Source organism: Suicoccus acidiformans (assembly GCF_003546865.1).
GTDB lineage: Bacteria > Bacillota > Bacilli > Lactobacillales > Aerococcaceae > Suicoccus > Suicoccus acidiformans.
Genome location: NZ_CP023434.1, coordinates 1,359,012 through 1,377,188 on the forward strand (window position 1 = coordinate 1,359,012; position 18,177 = coordinate 1,377,188).

The following is an 18,177-nucleotide window of genomic DNA, read 5'->3' on the forward strand; positions in this document are numbered from 1 at the left end:
CCTTAGTCTCTATTATTTTTGGCTAGGGTGGTCAAATAGCCGTCAAGTACTTTCTTAGCCTCATCACTCGGTTCATAAAGCGGCAGACGATAGTCGAGCGAGCAGTAGCCCATTTTGTGAACGAGATATTTCACTGGAATTGGGTTCACTTCGACAAAAAGATCACGGTTAATGCCTTCTAACTGCTGGTCGATGACCGCGGCGTCTTGGCCATTCCCGTCCAAGTGCAATTGGCATAATTCGTGCACTTCATCGGGTAGCACGTTGGCCGTAACCGAAATAACGCCCTTACCGCCCAAGGTCATGATTTCGTGGTTCAAGTCATCATTGCCGGAATAGACCGCAAAGTCATCGTCCGTGCGCTCCAAGACGGCGCGGGTGAATTCCATGTTGCCCGTGGCGTCTTTCAAACCAACAATATTCGGGTGCTCGGACAGTTCGACCACTTCATCTACCGTCATCGCCATCCCCGTCCGGCCTGGAACTTCATACATAATAATCGGAATGTCCACACTGTCGGCAATCGCGCGGTAGTGGCGCAATAAACCTTCGTGGTTAGCTTTATTATAGTAAGGCGTGAGGATTAACAAGGCATCTGCGCCTGCATTCTCCGCCTGCTGGCTCAAACGAATCGCATGGCGGGTGTCATTAATCCCAGCTCCGGCAATGACCGGAATACGGCCGTCGATATGATCCACCGTAAATTTAATTAAATCCACTTGCTCTTCGTCCGTCATCGTTGAACTTTCACCAGTCGTCCCAGCTACAATAATCGCATCTGTGCCGTGGTCCAAATGAAAATCCAAAAGCGTCTGGAAAGAACGATAATCAATTTCGTGCGTATTCTCCACAAATGGTGTAACAATCGCAACGCCTGAACCTGTAAATACTGTCATGGTTAATTCCTCCTATAAATGTGTACGGTACATATCTTCAAAAGACTGCTGGGCTACGGTCGCTCGAATCTCATCGCCATTGATATGAATCATGCCCGGAACCGGGATACTATTGTAATTGCTGGCCATCACGAAATTATAAGCACCCGTCCCGTTGACTAACAGGTAATCCGTCGGCTCAGCTTCCGGTAAATCAATCGCTTCAATAATCTTGTCGCCACTTTCACAAGCCTTGCCAGCAATCGTGTAAGTCTTCGTAGGGGCCTGATCCGCCTTATTGGTCAAAATAGCTTCATACTCTGCCTGGTAAAGGGCCGGACGGATATTATCGTTCATCCCACCGTTAATAAATAAGTAGTTCTTGCCCCCAACCGTCGTCTTCAAATCACCTACTTGGTACAAGGTCGAACCCGACGCATTGACCAGAGACCGGCCCGGCTCAATCGTTACCTTCTCCAAGTTCACGCCCAGTTCGATACCCTTCTCATGCACCCGCTCGACAAATTTCGGCAAGAAATCCACCACTTGGAAAGGCTCATCCCCCTCCGTATAGTAAACGCCGAAACCGCCACCAAAGTTAATCTCCTTAACTTTCATGCCCACACGCTCTTGGGCCTCAGCCGCAAAAGCCAACATCTCCTCAGCAGCCTTCATAAAGGACTCCTCATCAAAGATTTGACTACCTATGTGGCTATGGAAACCAGCAAACTGCAAATGCGTACTGTCTGACAAAGCTTGGACAATATCATAAATCGCCGGATCGAAGACACTTTCACCAAACTTCGAGTCATTATCCGCTGTTTTAATATATTCGTGCGTATGGGCTTCCACCCCAGGGTTGACCCGCAAAAGGACGCGCTGGTTGACCCCTTTTTTGACACAGATTTCTTCTAAACGCTTCATCTCTTGACGATTATCGATGACAATCGTGCCCACGCCTTCATCAACCGCGTACAAAAGCTCGCTATTCAGCTTATTATTGCCATGGAAGTACATCCGCTTAGGATCCACGCCCGCTTCAAGGCCCAAGTAAATTTCGCCGGCACTGACCACATCTTGGCCAATATCCAAAGCCGCAATCAACTTAGCAATCGCCTTGGTCAACAAAGCCTTAGACGCAAAGAGAATATCCGTTTCGAAATAATCGCTTTGAATCGCTGCCTTATAAGCCTTAGCACGCTCAATAAAACTCGCCTCATCAAAAATATACAAAGGCGTCCCGTAAGTTTTCGCAATATCTTGATAATCATGGCCAGAGTGCTTCAAACGGCCATCCTCAATCCTTTGATAAGATTCTAAACGCATCGAATGCTCCTTCCAAAATAAAAATGAGGCGTCGAACAAAAGATTCGCGCCCCAACTCTGTTACAAGTTTGTTTACCTTTTGCCCGGAGATTGCTTGCCCTTCAAAGTTAGTTGGCATACCTAACTTCAACAGTGACTGACCTGTTCGACCAGCCCCCAGTAACCTTGTTACTTCGGCGGTATCCCCTTTCACAAGTAATTGCTACTCTTGTCAACCGCGTCCTCGCCCAATTCCTCATTTATTTCTAATGTGCATTAACTATAACAATGAATTCTCCAGATGTCAACTCGAATGAATCAATTCCCGGGACTTTGACACTTGCCAGCCTAAAAAACTCTCTAAACGTTGGTGTATAGCACTTATATTGTCAAATATCTCGTGCATATTTATCGTACTATTTTTCATCAGCTACAAATATGACAAAAACATTGTTATTATCATATTTTCCTTGTATAAAAATAGCTCTATGAATTAGATTGCTTTGACACTTATATTATACTTCATACTTCAAAAAAATTAAATATTTTTTATTAAAGTCCGAATAGTACGCTTTTTTCCGTTGGCATAAACTCCTCCGAAATGTTGATTTAAAGAGGTTTTAGGTACCCTTTGGCCTTTAGAAGTGTCAAACGCGAGACTGTAACAATGAATCCTCCAGATGTCAACTCGAATGAATCAATTCCCAAACCTTTCAAAAAAAAGGTAAAAAAGAGCAGTTTGTGTGCGCGCCAATTATATGCGCCATATGCCATGGAAGAAAACCAGCCACCGGAAGCAGTATGAGAAACGACGTCAGAAAACTTCGATCATGTTCAGTATAAACGCAATACTTGCCAATTGCGCCAAAAAACCATCGGTAGAGCAACAGCCACTACAGGTGGCTGTTGCTTAATCCTTATCCTCATTCTCAACTCTGCCATCTATTTGTGATACATTCCGTGGGAACTCTTCCCCGCGGAATAAATCACAAAAAATCATTCCATCGCAGATGAGTCCCACGGAATCGGGAGCAGGAACTTCGACAGTGCCTTCACCCAGTCTCAGAAAGTCCTCAGCGTCTACCAACTATGCCTTAAGTCTACACTTGTTTCAAATGTCCCCAAGAGCAACCTGCTTGATGCTTCCTTATCTAACAATAAAAAGTGAGCCACGGCCACCCGTGGCTAATCCGTATTCTTATCCTAGTCCATCACCCCGCACCCAGCACTCTTCATAGCATAGCGCACCAACCCCAAATAAAAACCACGCCGAAGTAATTTCTCTCCGCTTTGGCGTGGTTGCTGGCCGAAAGTCGTAGCTTTCAGCACATATTACGTTTTAAATTATACACTTGCACCGGACGCTGTGTCTGGTTCATTGGATGAGTAGCTTGCGCCGGAATCTGTGTCGTGGCCAGCTTCTTCGAGGGCTGCTTTGGACTCTGTGCCTGATGCAGCGGAATCTGCGTCCGTGCTAGCCTCGTCACCGCCGCCAGTTCCCCAAGCGCCACCCATGGACGCGCCGGAAGAGGCGTCTGTGCCGCCAACGAGTTTTTGGCCGGTTTGCTCAAGGTACCAGTCGATGACAGGTTGCAAGTCGAGAACAATTTCGTTGATTCCACGGTATTTACCGTCTTCGTCGTGCATGGCAAAGTAGTTGTGAACCACGTATTTATCCTTGTGAACAGGAACGTGGACGTTGACTGACTTCATGTTGCCTGAACGCAATTGCTGGATAACCCACTGAACATTTTTGCGCGTGTGTGGTGGGTGAATTGGCCCTAAAGGTGAACCCACGTCTGGGACGAAACGCTTAGCTAACATGCCTTCGCCTGGTTGGTTGTGGTTGTAGTATAGGTATTGGTTGTTGTTATCAGCAAACGTTAACTCGGCAGGAATGGTCTTCAAGAACCAATTCAGTTGGTCAACCGTTAGAACACCGCGGTCTAATTTCACGTAAGTGTCACCTGAAACGGCGTTCACTTTCTCAGCTGCCTTCTCTACCCATTCTGGATCGGTCATGTCAACTCCTTCAATCGTTGTATCAATTGGTTTCGTTGCAAAAAGGTCCTCCTCTTCAATTTCTGGTGCAACACCTAAGGCGCTCACCACACCAATGTATTCTTTGAAGTCTTCGAGGATGTTACGTAAGAAGTTAACGGTACCCTTGTCTTTTAAGTTGCCCTCTTCGTCAAAAGCTTCACGGGCATTACCTAAAAGGAACTCAGTTCCTGGCATCACTAAGGCGTCGGCACCAGGTGCGTCTAACATTTGGCGTAGATGTAATTGTGAGCGGCTTGTGCCTTGGTCGAAGTAGGATGCGCCCATGACAAGGACTGGTTTTTTGCGAAGGGGGTGAATCTTGAAGGATAACCAGTCAATTAAGCTGTTTAAAGCAGCTGGCATGGTGTGGTTATGTTCAGGTGTTGAGATGATGACACCGTCTGCTTGCAAGATCTTGCGGTTAATGGTGTGAATTGGCCCTTCATGGGTTTCTTCTGCGTTGTCTTGGTTGAATAATGGCACGTTTGAAATGTCAAGAACTTCCACTTCAAAGACATCGCTATAGTGGTCGCGAATAAATTCCAATAACATGCGGTTATAAGATTGTTCTGCTGCAGAACCTGGAATTGCTACAATTTTCATAGATAGTGTTCCCCTCTCTTACTTTTCCCAGTCGAAGTCTTTGGCTTCTTGCAATTTAGAGCCACGTGCTTCGATCAATTGCTCAGTGATATCGATAAATGTCATGAAGTCTTCAAAAATCGCCTCCAATTGCTTGGTCGTATCTGCGTCTTTCAAGTCCCCTTTGCTATCAAAGGCATCCAAACCGTAGCCTAACATAAATTCAGAGTTCGGCAGAACACGCGCTTTAATATCCGGTGAATCAAGAATTTGACGCAAGTGCATTTGCGCACGAGACGAACCTAAACGACCATAAGAAGACCCAGTAATCATCACGGGTTTATCGGTGAATGGGTAAATGTGGTAAGATAACCAGTTCAAAGCATTCACAAGTGGTGCTGGCACAGTGTGGTCATATTCCGGTGTCGAAATAATTACCCCATCCGCTGCTTCAATCTTGGCGGCCATGTCCTTGGCTTGCTGTGGAACTTCCTTATCCGCTGGCTTATTAAATAGCGGTAAGCCATCGATTTCCATTAATTCAATATCCGCCTGATCTGCAAAATGTTTAGAAATAAAGTTCAACAAATCACGGTTCGTTGATTTCTTCGAATTCGTACCAACCATTGCTACGAGTTTTTTCATATTGTTCGCTCCCTTTCCTACGCTAACACTATTATATCGTTTTGAATCCCAGGACTTGCGTACACGTCGCGGTCTTCAGTAATTATAATCGTCTCAATTGCCTCCAACTGCTCCACTTGAGTCAAGATTTCCTCCAGACTCTTGCCAAATAAACGCGTCGTCCAAATCTCCCCGTCCACAGACCGGTCCGAAATGATCGTAATACTCGCCACATCTGTCGCCACCGGATAACCCGTCTCACTATCAAAAATATGGTGATAGGTCTTCCCGTCAACGGTGAGCTGCCGCTCATAAATGCCTGACGTCACCACCGATTGGTCATAAGACTTGACGATGACCCGGTTCTCGCCCCGGGGCTTGGTCGGGTCTTGAATACCTACCCGCCATTTGCCGTCCGGCCGTTTAGTCGGTGGCGGTCCTAGGGTGAGCAAATTCCCGCCCAAATTAATCATACCTTGGGTCACCCCAATATCCCGGAAGAACTCAATAATGAGATCGGCCGAATAGCCCTTGGCCAGGGCTCCCAGGTCAAGCTTCATCCCCGCACGCTTGAGAAAGACGCTCGTATCTTGGTCATTCAGTTCAATTTGGCTTGGATCAATCAATTGTAAGGCTGTCTGAATCTGATTTGTAGAAGGTAGTTGCGCATCACTGAAGCCAATTCGCCAAAGTTGCACCAGCGGACCTATCGCAATGTTCAAATGACTCCCATGGGCCAGACTATGCTGGAGGCCAAGCTTGATCAAGGCATATAAATCCGGATGAACTGAGACGGCCTTTTGACCGGCTGCCTGATTCACCTTCATTAATTCTGAACTGGCATCATTGGCACTAAAGCGCTGCTCATATTCCTGCAAGCGTGCCTCGACCTCATTTAAGATAATATCAGCATGAGGATGGGTCACAGAAATTGTGATAACTGTTCCCATTTGCTTGACTTCCCTTTGTAAGCGCACCATCCTTGTCTCATCAGCTCCTATCCGACTATAATCTTCTTTAATATTATCATTTATTGACAATAATACAAGTATTTTTCACAAAGTTAAATAAGTTAATTTGTTTACAAACTTTGTGATGAGTTAACAATTTTAGTTAGAGTTTAATCTACTGGGATTTGTGACGGCTATACCGCAGAGACTTGTCTTATTTAATATGCAGGAAATCTTTTGTGGAATTTGGCGCAAACTTTATATAGAAATTGTGACACTTCCCCAGGCAAAAAATTTGGTTATTGCTTGTCGCATGCAAGTACCGATTTTCGCTGTGAGGACTTATGGCGCTCTATCCTGAAATTTAGCTCTGTAACTTGGCGCGAAATGTGATATACTAAGTTGACATTGAAACGATGTTTCATTTTTTGAGAGGAGATGGATTCATGTCAAATACATATCATGTTGCTGTTGTAGGCGCCTCCGGAGTGGTTGGGCGCAAGATTGTGCAAGTGTTGGAAGAGCGCGACTTCCCAGTCGGCGAATTGAGCTTATTCTCATCCGCTCGCTCAGCGGGTCAAACGATTCCCTTCAAAGGCGAAGAAATCACTATTCAAGAGTTAACCGAGGATTCCTTGAAAGCACCAATTCAAATCGCAATCTTCTCTGCCGGTGGCGAAACATCCAAGCAATACGCACCGATTGCAGCTGCCAACGGCGTCACTGTCATCGATAACAGCTCTGCTTGGCGCATGGACGCGGACAAACCGCTCGTCGTCCCAGAAGTAAATCCCGACACCTTGCATAAAGAAGACAAGATTATTGCCAACCCGAACTGCTCAACCATCCAATCCGTTGTCCCGTTGAAACCCCTTCACGACAACTACGGCATTAACCGCGTAGTATACAACACTTACCAAGCCGTATCAGGAGCTGGCCGAGCAGGCATCGAAGACTTGGAAAACCACACTACCAACAATTTCCCGTACGCCATCAACGAAACCGTCATCCCACAAATTGACGTCTTCCTCGAAGATGGCTACACCAAAGAAGAGCAAAAAATGATTGACGAAACACGCAAAATCCTCGGCGAACCAGACCTCCGCGTCACCGCCACCGCCGTTCGTGTCCCAATAAAAACTTCACACGGCGTGTCCATCAACATCGAACTCGCCAAAGAATTCGACCTAGACCAAATCCGTGAAGAAATCGGCGCTATCCCAGGCGTCATCATCGCAGACGACCCAGACAACCTACGTTACCCACTACAATCCGAAGCAGCCGACACCGACAACGTCTACGTCGGCCGCATCCGCCGCGACCCATCCGTCGAAAACGGCTTGAACCTATTCGTCGTTGCCGATAACCTACGCAAAGGAGCTGCAACGAACTCGGTGCAAATTGCCGAGACATTAGTGGAGAGAAACTTGGTTTAGTATAGATTAACTTAGTTAGATCAGGTAAGGAGCATTGAAAGTGCTACTTGCCTGTTTTTTTATGGTCAGGGTTTGTGCGGTTTGACTGGCTTGTGCGGCTTGACCAATCCTGACTATCGTGGTGCACCTCTACCACAATAGTGAAACAGGGCTTGACTTACGTGGTAGGGATCTACCACGATAGTCGGAAGCGATTTGACTTGCGTGGTGCACTGCTACCACGGTAGTCTAAGTGGGGTTGACTTACGTGGTAGGTTGTTACCACGTAAGTCTGATTTCCAGGCGAGGGTGAAAAATAGGAACCGTCTAGAATTAGAAGGACAACTTAACGGGTCTCGGCAGAAATACAGAGCTGATTTAGGTGCAAATGCAAAGTTTGGCTCAGTAACTTAGATCTACTACCCTCCTCGGATCTAATGAAGGTTGATGCCACGGCCGCGGCCGTGGCTTCCTTAGCTTAATATAGAATTTGTGCCCTGCACCCTACTTTGTTAGAAGCACGGGTTGTGAGCAAACCGCAGCTTGACCAATCCTGACTATCGTGGTGCACCTCTACCACGATAGTGAAACAGGGCTTGACTTACGTGGTAGAACCCTACCACGATAGTCGGAAGCGATTTGACTTGCGTGGTGCACTGCTACCACGGTAGTCTAAGTGGGGTTGACTTACGTGGTAGATTGTTACCACGTAAGTCTGATTTCCAGGCGAGGGTGAAAAATAGGAACCGTCTAGAATTAGAAGGACAACTTAACGGGGCTCGACAGAAAATCCAAGTTGGTTTGAGTACAAAAACAAAATTCGTCTTAGTAACTTAGTTCTACCACCCTCCTCAGATCTAATAAAGGTTGATGCCACGGCCGAGGTCGTGGCTTCCTTAGCTTAATTTAGAATTTGTGCCCTGCACCCCACTTTGTTAGAAGAACGGATTGTGTACAAACCGCAGCTTGACCAATCCTGACTATCGTGGTGCACCTCTACCACGATAGTGAAACAAGGCTTGACTTACGTGGTAGAACCCTACCACGATAGTCGGAAGCGATTTGACTTGCGTGGTGCACTTCTACCACGATAGTCTATGTGGGTTTGACTTACGTGGTAGGTTGTTACCACGTAAGTCTGATTTCCAGGCGAGGATGAAAAATAGGATTCGTCCAACAATCGCGCGACTTACTTAGCTACCTCAAGCCGCTCTTTATCCAGTTTTTGAATAATTTTAGAATCATCTTAATAATTGTTGCAGAATTGTTACAAATAGATTAATATTGTGTTAAGGAGAAAATCCTAAATATTAAATAAAGAAAGAAGGGGACCACATGTCGCTCAAAAAGCTTTACCTTAGCATTTCTGCACTGACTCTTTTCGCCGTTCCAATTATTGGAACTGTCACACCGTTTTCGAACGTTCAAGTCATACAAGCCACCCAAGAACAGATTTCCAAACAAGCCGCTCTTGGCGCAAGTTTATCGCAAGCTGATCGCCAGCGCACCTTGCAGTTACTGCAAGGCACAGACGTTGCCAATGTCTTGTACATTGACGGTCCTACTATTAACTCGATTTTAAATGATGGATCGACTGCGTCGACAAATGTTTACTCGAGCGTCGTGGTTGAGCCTCGCGAAGCCGGTTACGGGGTGCAAGTGCAAATTCTGACTCCGGATACGATTCTCAATGTTTCCCCACAAACTTACCAGAATGCTGCGCTCACTGCAGGAGCGAAAGATGTTTTGATACGGATTGCTTCATTGTATCCGGTGACGGGTGAAGGCGCACTGGCCGGGGTGTATCGCATTTATAATCATCAAGGACGGGCCTTGAAGCCGCAGGAGATACATGTGGCTGAGCAAGAGATTAAGATTGTCAATAATTTAACGCAAAATTATAACATTACCAATTACGAAATTAACCAGATTATTAGCCAGATTAAGTTGGAGATTAACCAAACGGCGGTGAATAATACGACGATTACAGCGGAGAATGTTGAGCAGATTGTGGCTCAATATATTCAACAATTCGAGCAAGAGACGGGCAAAGTGATGCCTGAGGAGGCTCGCCGAATTATTCTAGACTTTATGAAGGAGTATGTGGTGAGTGTCGATTTGAACCAAAGCCAAAGTGAACAAATTCAAGCTTCGACAGCGAATACGTGGACACCGGAGCAGGCAATCGACTTCTGGGAAGGCCACTTCATAGTCGACCCGAATCAAATGCCAAGCCACTATGACCGCAGCTATTGGGAAATTCTATCTAATGAAGGACCGACCATTCGCATGCGCCAGAATAACCATCAGGATAACCCTACCTTTGAATTGACCAAAAGCGGTGAATACACGATTATTGCCCAGTCCAGCAACGATGACCCTGCCACGCGTATTGAGTATCTCGTGCCGAACAACAACATTCAAACCATTGCTGGCATACGTGCACCGCAAGCTTTAGCCGATAACGGTAAACTCGTCTGGGATGTTCAGCAAATCCGCCAATATCTCGTCGAAAACATCGGCCTAGAAGCCGAAGCCCTCGGCGAAATCCAACTCGATCCAGAAGCCCAAATAGCCCGCGCCTTCTACACCCCTCAAAATGGGGAAGCAACCGACCTCGAAGTTAATGCTGAAGGCTGGGTAAGCTACCTACCGTTTACCGGCAGTCTGCCAAGCGATTCGAGCGAAGCAGCCGAAGAACCGGGTGAATCGAGTGACCAGGCCGAACAAGATAGCAAAGATATTTTGAATGAAGAATCTACTGCTGAGACTTCCGAAGATTCAAGCGACGTGACCGAAGCGACAACTTACTGGAATATCGACAAATACTACGCTCTCGACAACTTTATTAAAACCCAGTGGAACGCCAACTACCTATCCTACTCCCCATATAATCCGGGTGATATGTACGGCGTGGAATTCCCGGTGGCAGTCATGGCTAGCGCTGCCTTTGACGGCCACAACTATCCGACCGCTTGGTCTGAAGACGGCATGCTGGCAGACACCTTCAACGTTGTCGCCGCTTATTCAAACTACGAAGCCCAAACTATGGACGCTGCCAACTTGACAACTGAATCGAGCATGCCGACTTACTACCTTTTTGTCATCTATAACGGCCAACCAATGGTCTTCCAAAGCCAGCAAAATCAAGGCTCACCCGATGGCATAATCCAATTCACTAGCGGTGTTGACGCCAACCTTTACAATGCTTTCGTTAACATTGTCGACCAATAAAAATCATTGAGTTGAAACCGGAGCGCGTCGGGCACTCCGGTTTTTACTTCTGAGGCTGGGTTGGGTTGAGTGGTTATATTGTCGTGTATAGTGGTCGAATGGGATTTGCTAATAAAAGAATCAGAAACTTGTATTAGCAAGTTAGTTTCCTAATCTCGATTGTCAATTTAAGTTAGAAATTTCTACACTATATGATGATTGATTGAACTTGGTGATACACTTGTGTTAACCGCCTTAAACAGCCCCCTTCATCAAGCTCCTGAGGAGTCAGGTGCTTGATGAAACCATATTACTTAAGTGGTTGGCATAATAGCCAGGTGTTTGATCCAAAAGTTGGGCCAAAAACCTCTAGGGGAGTGTAGTAGTTAAGAGATTTACGTGGAATGATATGTCACTTGAAGGTTACTTCCTTAAGAAAGTCTTCATCTACTTCATTAAAATCAGTACCTTTAGGCAGACCATCTCTTCTTAACCATCCGTTAGTATGCTCATTCCGTTCTCTTTGAGATGGGCATCCTGGGTCTGCAAAGAAGATATCGATATCAAATTCATTGCTTAAGTCTTTCCAGTTAGAAAACTCTTTGCCATTGTCCAAAGTCAGAAATTTAAGCAGACGGTCAGGGATTTTAAGGAAGAAACGCCTCAATGAATCCGTTACTTGACATGCTTTACGACCTTCTGTCTTCAGGGTGATTGCTAATTTACTTATTCGTTCAACTAGTGTAATGGCCGCACTTTAGTGGTTCTTACCAACGACAGTATCTCCTTCAAAATGACCAAATTCCTCATTGTACTCAGGATAAGCCTCTTGACGCTGTTCTAGTCTTCTGCGGTTATTTAGACGGCCCCTCGTTTCAACATGATGATTCGCTTTTCGTTTACCTTGCATGGGTAAATCTCTGACATCAAAAGCAGGGTCATCTTGGAAGCGACGGTAAAGTGTTTTTGCACAGCAATTCAAGTCAGTTTCCTGGCGTCCAATCATTAAGTCCGGTGACCACCTTTGTGACTCCCGGTCATTGATATAGGTGATTTGATCTTCTATGAACTGCTTCTTCTTAGAGCCACACTTAGATTTGTTAGTTTTGTAGCGTTCATAATAGTCGATGATAGTCCCACCAGCGTCTAAATAATGATAGACATTATAGATGGTTTGAGCAGATTTTCTTAACTTTTTAGCGACTATGTAAGCTTTTCGCCAATTTCGTAATAGTTTTCTATCCAAGTCAGTTCTTTCGTGGCAAGATGTGTGTAGGCCATTTTGTGTCTACTCCTTATTTATGAATGCTCTCATAAATAGTGTAGCACAAATGGTCTTATTTGTTTTTCTAGCTTAATTTTACAATTCAGGTTTTGTTTTAATGGGAGTTGATGTATTTATACCGAACGCATCAACTATGTATACAGCCGTGTGAGGACAATTCGATTTTTAGTTAGGACTGTCTTCATCAGTTGCAGTTCTTAGAATTGAAAACTTTTTAACTACCAATCAGCCTCTGTTTCAACTCATCTACTTCGACCTTAGTAAATCCAAGTCGCTGAATAAAGTATTCTTCAAAGCTGCTATATTCTTTTAACAAATATTCATAGGTAATCCGCATATTCTCTGGATTACTTTTCAATACACTTAAGGGATATACTTCCCACAAAGGAGAACCATCCACCAATTAATCATAACTTTCTTGTATATGAGTGAAGCTTATTTCGTAGTTCGCCACTATGTCTTCTTTATTTACACCTGCTAAACCAAGGAGTAAAAAGGCTACCACACCTGTGCGATCCTTACCTTGCGAGCAATTAAATAGAACGGTTCCCTTCTCTATCTGTAGCATTTCCAGGAATATTTTCCGCATACCTTGGGTGTGCTCTAACATTTCGATATACAAGCGACTCATAAACGTTGGATCACTTTCTGCCCCTGCAAAACGAGAAGCTGATGAAATATAACCTTCCCCAATATCTAATAAATCAATATTGATACATACAACATCTTCCAAGAATTCGGATACGGGATAATCCTTCATCTTTTCTTTCGAGCTTAGATCAATTATTAATTTAAGTTCTTCTCCATAATTTTTCAGCACAGTCGCGCTTTCTTCTGTCAAATCAGTTAATCGACTTGAACGCAGAAATCGACCCCATTGAGTTTTGTTCGTTGTACCCGCTGCATAGCCTCCCAAATCACGACAATTGTTAACACCATCAAGCGGCAATCTAACAAAATACTGGATCATAGAAAACTCCTTCTTTAAGCGAAAAACGCTTACTATACTCAATAAAAGAAAACTAGGTCGGCATTCTTACACCAACCTAGTGTGAAATATATTAATTCTTCTGCCATTCGTCTTCTTTCAAATTACTTCGAATGTAAATGAAAGCACCACCTAAAGCTACAATAAACATGAGCACCGATAAAGCTGCTGCCCGATTATAGTCGAGATAAACGTTAACTTGCTCGTATAACAGTACACCAAGCATCTTTGGATGATTGGGACCAATGAGAAATGGTATCGTAAAAGAACCAATTTGTCCCATAAGTATAAACGTTGCCGCAACGATTACATCTCGGTAAGTTAAAGGCCAGATAATCTCTTTGAGTATGCTCCACCAGTTACCTCCAACATCGCGCATACTTTCAATATAAGCATCAGAAACGTTAGATAAACTCGCCGAAATAAGCATAGTAGCAAATGGTATGTTAAACCATAAATTGCTAAGAACGATCCCTTTAATGTCATAGAGCAAGCCTAGGTGACACTCAATACCAAATATTAGTAAGAAACGATGGATAAAACCGGCATCTTTAATGATATTCATAACAGCATACACCGCTACAATTCCAGGAATGAAACGCGGTAAGATGTACATTCTACTTAGGATTCGAGAAATCCTAGAATCTGAAAACCGTAAGTACAAGGCAAGGAAGAAACTAATTATTACTGCGAATAATACGATTAATATCGCTGCTGTTAAGGTGAATATCAGACTATCAAACGCTTCTTTTGACTGGAAGAAATATAGATAATTATCAAAAGTGAAGGTTGCGTCTTTCGTTGTAAAAGACTCTACTAAGGTTGACCCTATCGGTATGATAACCACTAGCAACATTAATAACATCGCAGGAGTAATAAGTATATACGGGAGTGCTTTTTGCCTTGTCTCCATAATCCATCTCTTTCCCTTCTAAAAATTATTGTTAATCTAAGTTACTTACTTCTTCCGTCCAACGAGTCTGTAGAACTGTACGGTTATCACCAATATTGAAGTAACGTAGTTCATCTAAGTTTGTTTCTTCTAACCATTCTTGATTTTCTAATCCTTCTAATTGAGCTGAATCAACAACAGGAGTTGCAAACATTTCATTCCAGCTCATTGCTTGTGCCTCATAAGATAAGAAATAATCAATAACTGAATGAGCCGCTTCTTTATCAGATCCAATTGTTGGCATTAAGAATCCTGCCAAACCACCTAAGAATGATGGTTCAATTTGAGTTAATTTAATGTTTTCTGGAAGTACACCCATTGAACGTTGATCTAATACCATATTGGCAAATGCAGGAATCATATCTACTTGTTGCGTCGTCAGCAAATCTAAAGATCCCGCATTCTTATGTGGATATTGAACGCTTCCAGCTGTTTGATACATATGTGGGTGTAATTCTTGAAGTAATGCAATACCGTTGTCCCATTCTTCTTGATGTTCTTCAACCCATTTAGCATCACCTGAAGTCGCTGCTTCTTCTGGCAATTGGTTATAAATTGCGTTAGCAACAAAAGCAAAACCAGAATTACCTGTTGATGGGTCACAATATGTAAAGCGTCCAGGGTTATCTTTAATCCATTGATATAATTCTTCATCAGTCTTTGGAGGCTCAGGTACAACGTCTTCGTTATAAGCTAAATAAACAGCAGTACCACGGTAAGGAATAAATGTATCACCTACAATATTATCTTTGTAAACTACGTTCTCATAATTAGGAATTTGATTCGTATCGATTGGTTCGAAGAAATTTTCATCCGTTTGTGCAACAATCGCCCCAATCGCACTATCATCAATAGCAATTAAATCGAAATCAGTCTCAGTTTCACCGGCTTCATAAGCTGCTGCTAAACGGTCATTTAAACTTTGTTCATTTGTACCTGATACAACGAACTGGATTTCTACCTGAGCTTTTGCCCCGTATTCTGGATCAGCATTATGAGCATCTGCTACAGCTTGAAGTGCGTCACGAACTTCTTGTCCACCGCTTCCCCAAATTGTAACCGTTGGAACGTCTTCAGCAGAAACGGCAGGCGCTTGAGCTGGAGCTAAAGTAAACCCCAAAGTCATCAAAGATAGAACACCAGTTAAGATTTTTCTCGTTAATTTTTGCATGTTTTTCTCCTTATACTGTAAAGTTTATTTTATCTTGAATTGTTATATCAACAGTATCACCAATAACATAATCTATTTCCATGTCTCGATTAACAAAAACTTTTACTTCTTCTTGTGTGTTTGATTCAGCCAGAATAACCTGAGAATAATGTCCCAGGGACATCATTTGCTGGACGACATACCCCCCTTCAATGGATTTTGTAATACGTATATTTTCAGGTCGGACACCATAAGTTACATCTTGTTCAGAGAAGATATTCATATCGCCAATAAATTCTGCAACAAACCGAGTATTTGGACGATCATAAATATCATTAGGTCCACCAATTTGCTCAATATTCCCTTTATTCATAACAATGATGCGATCAGAAATGAACATAGCTTCCTCTTGATCATGAGTTACGAATAAGATAGTCAGATTCGCATCATCTTGTATACGTTTTAACTCCTCTCGCATATGTTGACGAATTTTTGCATCGAGCGCTGAGAACGGTTCATCTAGCAGAAGTAACGACGGTTCTAAGACGAGAGAGCGAGCTATAGCAACCCGTTGTTGTTGACCACCAGAGAGCTGAGATGGGAATTTATTAATATGTTCTGGCATCCTAACCAATTCCAATGCTTTTTCTATTTTCTCACGACGTTTTTTCTTGTCAATCTTACGCAACTTTAGTCCATACTCCATATTCTCAAAAACGGTCATATGGGGCCACAAATTATAGCCTTGGAAAACCATTCCAGTAGCACGTTTTTCAGGGGGAAAGTCTTGAATTTCTTGACCATCTAAGATTATTTTTCCAGAATCAATTTCATGGAAACCACCAACAGAACGAAGAATAGTTGTCTTCCCACAACCAGATGGTCCAAGCAAAGTTACTAGTTCTTTGTCCTGAATATCTAAATTGATATTCTCAATTCCATCATTTTTATTAAATTTCTTTGTAAGTTGTTCAATTTGTAACTTAGTAGTCATCATAATCCCTTTCTTTAATCACGCATACCTTTAGAGAGTGCATCAGCGCTGAGATATTTACGGAAAACAATCAAAACAATGATTGATGGAATCAGCAAAATAACGGCGAATACGGAACCAGCTGTTTCTGGATACGATTGAATCAAACCATATAATTCACTCGGCATTGTATGCACATTTGGTAAACCAACTAATAGTGAACCCTGAGCTTCCTCCATAGATCCTAAGAACGTATATAACGAAGCAACAATTATTCCAGGTTTAGCCATCGGCATAGTAATATCAAAGAATACCCTAAACGGACTGGCACCCACGTCCCTGGCAGATTCTTCCTGTTGAATATGTACACTTCTAAAGGATCCACTAGGAATCCACACCATAAACATCATTGTGTTAACAATATGAACAAGCACTACACCTGTAAAAGTCCCCATTAAGTTTAATTTATAAAAAACTACCGCCATCGCTGTATAGATTCCCATTTTAGGAAAAGCATTCGTCAGTAAAAAGCTTGCTCGAACAAGATTACGGCCTCTAAAGTCATGTCGCGCAATTGCATATGCTGCAGGTAAACAAATAGCTAGTGAAACAAAAGTAACGACAATTGCTAACAGCAGTGACGTAATAATTGATTCCACCAAATTTGGATTCGAAAGAATATAGTCCCACCACTTTAAGCCGTAAGTCTGAGGTATTGGATTAGGATATGTATAATCTTCTGCAAAAGAAATAACAATCATATGTGTTAAAGGTCCATAAAAGAAAAGAATGAAGATTGCGAAGAAAATCCATTCCAGAAACTTCTTCAGCCCTATCGAATGATACATGCGCCTCATGCGTGGCCTCCTTGTTTAAAAACTTTTCCAGCTAGGATTATGCTTTGATTAGAAATCTCTTTATCGTAAATTCGAAGTGTCACTCGATCTGCTTTCTTTGCAAGAGGCAAAACTACTTCTTCAGATTTAAAAGTTATATCAAATATTTCTTCCTCCTCATTTGAATAACGAACGCTAATTACAGGTTTTAAGTCTTGATATACTTCATGCCAATTCAAATAAGTGTTACGATGATCAAATTTTAGATGAAGTTTCATTCCACGTAGTTCACCAGTAAGCCATGGTCCTTTCGTAATAAATGTCTCTTGACGTTTAATTCCGTTAATCACTTGACGAGTTTTATCCGATGCCTTTGTTTCAACCGGAACATAGGTTAGAAACACCTCTTCATATTCAGGTCGTACGTCATGTAAATCCTTACCTGTTAAAGCCGCTAAGTCATAACCTTGATGGACTAAATCTTCCCACCAATTAAGTGCATCATAATTTCCCGTAAAACGGTCACCTAATTCTGTGTCTCCACCACTTGTGTTATATACTTCTATGTAGTCAATCAAACGGTAGTCATCTAATTCCATAGTATATCGACAACCGGTCATAATTGGATTACCGATACAGAAAGGATGAGCAATCCCTATCACTTCAGCCCCACATGCACGCATATTGAGAAAGAAGGAGTCTGGCTCATAAGGATTCAATTCTATAAAATCAAACATATCTTCCATTCCTAGGCCCAGTATATGACCATATATGGTTGTTACTTCGACACCCTTAATCAATTGTGTTGTATAATGATTTTTTTCAATTGCAGCAGCAACTTTTGATTGACCACTCACAACGTTATGATCTGTTAAGGCATAAACTTCAAAATTATGTTCTGCAGCATATGCAGCTAATTCTTCAGCAGACAAATTCCCATCAGATTCATTAGTATGGTTGTGCAGCTCACATCGAATAAATTCCAC

Annotated in this window: 12 protein-coding genes, 2 pseudogenes and 1 riboswitch; of the genes and pseudogenes, 2 read left to right on the forward strand and 12 right to left on the reverse strand. The window is 43.0% G+C overall.

Annotated elements, in window-relative coordinates; all coding sequences use genetic code 11:
• Positions 1-2: 2 nt before the first annotated feature.
• The 5 genes from dapA to CL176_RS06450 all read right to left on the reverse strand — a co-directional run bounded on the left by dapA (position 3) and on the right by CL176_RS06450 (position 6,409).
• Positions 3-896 carry a 4-hydroxy-tetrahydrodipicolinate synthase gene (gene dapA / locus CL176_RS06425; protein ID WP_118990559.1) on the reverse strand — a complete coding sequence of 298 codons (894 nt, stop codon included), beginning with the start codon at positions 894-896 and terminating at the stop codon, positions 3-5.
• A gap of 12 nt (positions 897-908) precedes the next feature.
• Positions 909-2,201, reverse strand: a complete 1,293-nt coding sequence (lysA, locus tag CL176_RS06430) for a diaminopimelate decarboxylase (RefSeq protein ID WP_118990560.1) — start codon at positions 2,199-2,201, stop codon at positions 909-911.
• An 86-nt stretch (positions 2,202-2,287) separates the two neighbouring features.
• A riboswitch (Lysine riboswitch) is annotated at positions 2,288-2,434 on the reverse strand.
• A 1,090-nt stretch (positions 2,435-3,524) separates the two neighbouring features.
• Entirely contained in the window at positions 3,525-4,826 is a 1,302-nt protein-coding gene (locus CL176_RS06440) for an NADPH-dependent oxidoreductase (protein WP_118990562.1), read from the reverse strand.
• Positions 4,827-4,844: 18 nt separating this feature from the next.
• Positions 4,845-5,450, reverse strand: coding sequence for an NADPH-dependent FMN reductase (locus CL176_RS06445; protein WP_118990563.1), 606 nt, complete (start codon positions 5,448-5,450; stop codon positions 4,845-4,847).
• Positions 5,451-5,467: 17 nt separating this feature from the next.
• On the reverse strand, positions 5,468-6,409 hold the full coding sequence (locus CL176_RS06450; protein ID WP_118990564.1) for an FAD:protein FMN transferase: 942 nt from the start codon (positions 6,407-6,409) through the stop codon (positions 5,468-5,470).
• Positions 6,410-6,825: 416 nt separating this feature from the next.
• On the opposite strand from CL176_RS06450, the gene CL176_RS06455 reads away from it, so the two are divergent.
• Together CL176_RS06455 and CL176_RS06460 are read left to right on the forward strand one after the other, a co-directional pair.
• Positions 6,826-7,815, forward strand: a complete 990-nt coding sequence (locus tag CL176_RS06455) for an aspartate-semialdehyde dehydrogenase (RefSeq protein WP_118990565.1) — start codon at positions 6,826-6,828, stop codon at positions 7,813-7,815.
• A gap of 1,314 nt (positions 7,816-9,129) precedes the next feature.
• Complete coding sequence (locus CL176_RS06460) at positions 9,130-11,028, forward strand: DUF1002 domain-containing protein (RefSeq protein WP_118990566.1); 1,899 nt, start codon at positions 9,130-9,132, stop codon at positions 11,026-11,028.
• A 394-nt stretch (positions 11,029-11,422) separates the two neighbouring features.
• Here CL176_RS06460 and CL176_RS12690 read toward each other — a convergent pair.
• The 7 genes and pseudogenes from CL176_RS12690 to CL176_RS06505 all read right to left on the reverse strand — a co-directional run.
• Positions 11,423-12,288 (reverse strand): annotated as a pseudogene (locus CL176_RS12690) (IS30 family transposase); the annotation flags it as partial.
• 218 nt (positions 12,289-12,506) lie between these two features.
• Positions 12,507-13,262 (reverse strand): annotated as a pseudogene (locus CL176_RS06480) (tyrosine-protein phosphatase).
• 91 nt (positions 13,263-13,353) lie between these two features.
• On the reverse strand, positions 13,354-14,193 hold the full coding sequence (locus tag CL176_RS06485) for an ABC transporter permease (RefSeq protein WP_205528098.1): 840 nt from the start codon (positions 14,191-14,193) through the stop codon (positions 13,354-13,356).
• 31 nt (positions 14,194-14,224) lie between these two features.
• Positions 14,225-15,403, reverse strand: a complete 1,179-nt coding sequence (locus CL176_RS06490; protein WP_118990572.1) for an extracellular solute-binding protein — start codon at positions 15,401-15,403, stop codon at positions 14,225-14,227.
• A 10-nt stretch (positions 15,404-15,413) separates the two neighbouring features.
• Positions 15,414-16,376, reverse strand: a complete 963-nt coding sequence (locus CL176_RS06495; RefSeq protein WP_118991583.1) for an ABC transporter ATP-binding protein — start codon at positions 16,374-16,376, stop codon at positions 15,414-15,416.
• A 14-nt stretch (positions 16,377-16,390) separates the two neighbouring features.
• Complete coding sequence (locus CL176_RS06500) at positions 16,391-17,212, reverse strand: ABC transporter permease (RefSeq protein ID WP_118990573.1); 822 nt, start codon at positions 17,210-17,212, stop codon at positions 16,391-16,393.
• On the reverse strand, positions 17,209-18,177 hold the full coding sequence (locus tag CL176_RS06505; RefSeq protein WP_162890866.1) for a CehA/McbA family metallohydrolase: 969 nt from the start codon (positions 18,175-18,177) through the stop codon (positions 17,209-17,211). The genes CL176_RS06500 and CL176_RS06505 overlap by 4 nt, the downstream gene beginning before the upstream one ends.

Coding starts and splice junctions, on each gene's coding strand:
- dapA (WP_118990559.1), bottom strand. CDS start 896: ATGACAGTATTTACAGGTTCAGGCGTTGCGATTGTTACACCATTTGTG.
- lysA (WP_118990560.1), bottom strand. CDS start 2,201: ATGCGTTTAGAATCTTATCAAAGGATTGAGGATGGCCGTTTGAAGCAC.
- CL176_RS06440 (WP_118990562.1), bottom strand. CDS start 4,826: ATGAAAATTGTAGCAATTCCAGGTTCTGCAGCAGAACAATCTTATAAC.
- CL176_RS06445 (WP_118990563.1), bottom strand. CDS start 5,450: ATGAAAAAACTCGTAGCAATGGTTGGTACGAATTCGAAGAAATCAACG.
- CL176_RS06450 (WP_118990564.1), bottom strand. CDS start 6,409: ATGGTGCGCTTACAAAGGGAAGTCAAGCAAATGGGAACAGTTATCACA.
- CL176_RS06455 (WP_118990565.1), top strand. CDS start 6,826: ATGTCAAATACATATCATGTTGCTGTTGTAGGCGCCTCCGGAGTGGTT.
- CL176_RS06460 (WP_118990566.1), top strand. CDS start 9,130: ATGTCGCTCAAAAAGCTTTACCTTAGCATTTCTGCACTGACTCTTTTC.
- CL176_RS06485 (WP_205528098.1), bottom strand. CDS start 14,193: ATGGAGACAAGGCAAAAAGCACTCCCGTATATACTTATTACTCCTGCG.
- CL176_RS06490 (WP_118990572.1), bottom strand. CDS start 15,403: ATGCAAAAATTAACGAGAAAAATCTTAACTGGTGTTCTATCTTTGATG.
- CL176_RS06495 (WP_118991583.1), bottom strand. CDS start 16,376: ATGACTACTAAGTTACAAATTGAACAACTTACAAAGAAATTTAATAAA.
- CL176_RS06500 (WP_118990573.1), bottom strand. CDS start 17,212: ATGAGGCGCATGTATCATTCGATAGGGCTGAAGAAGTTTCTGGAATGG.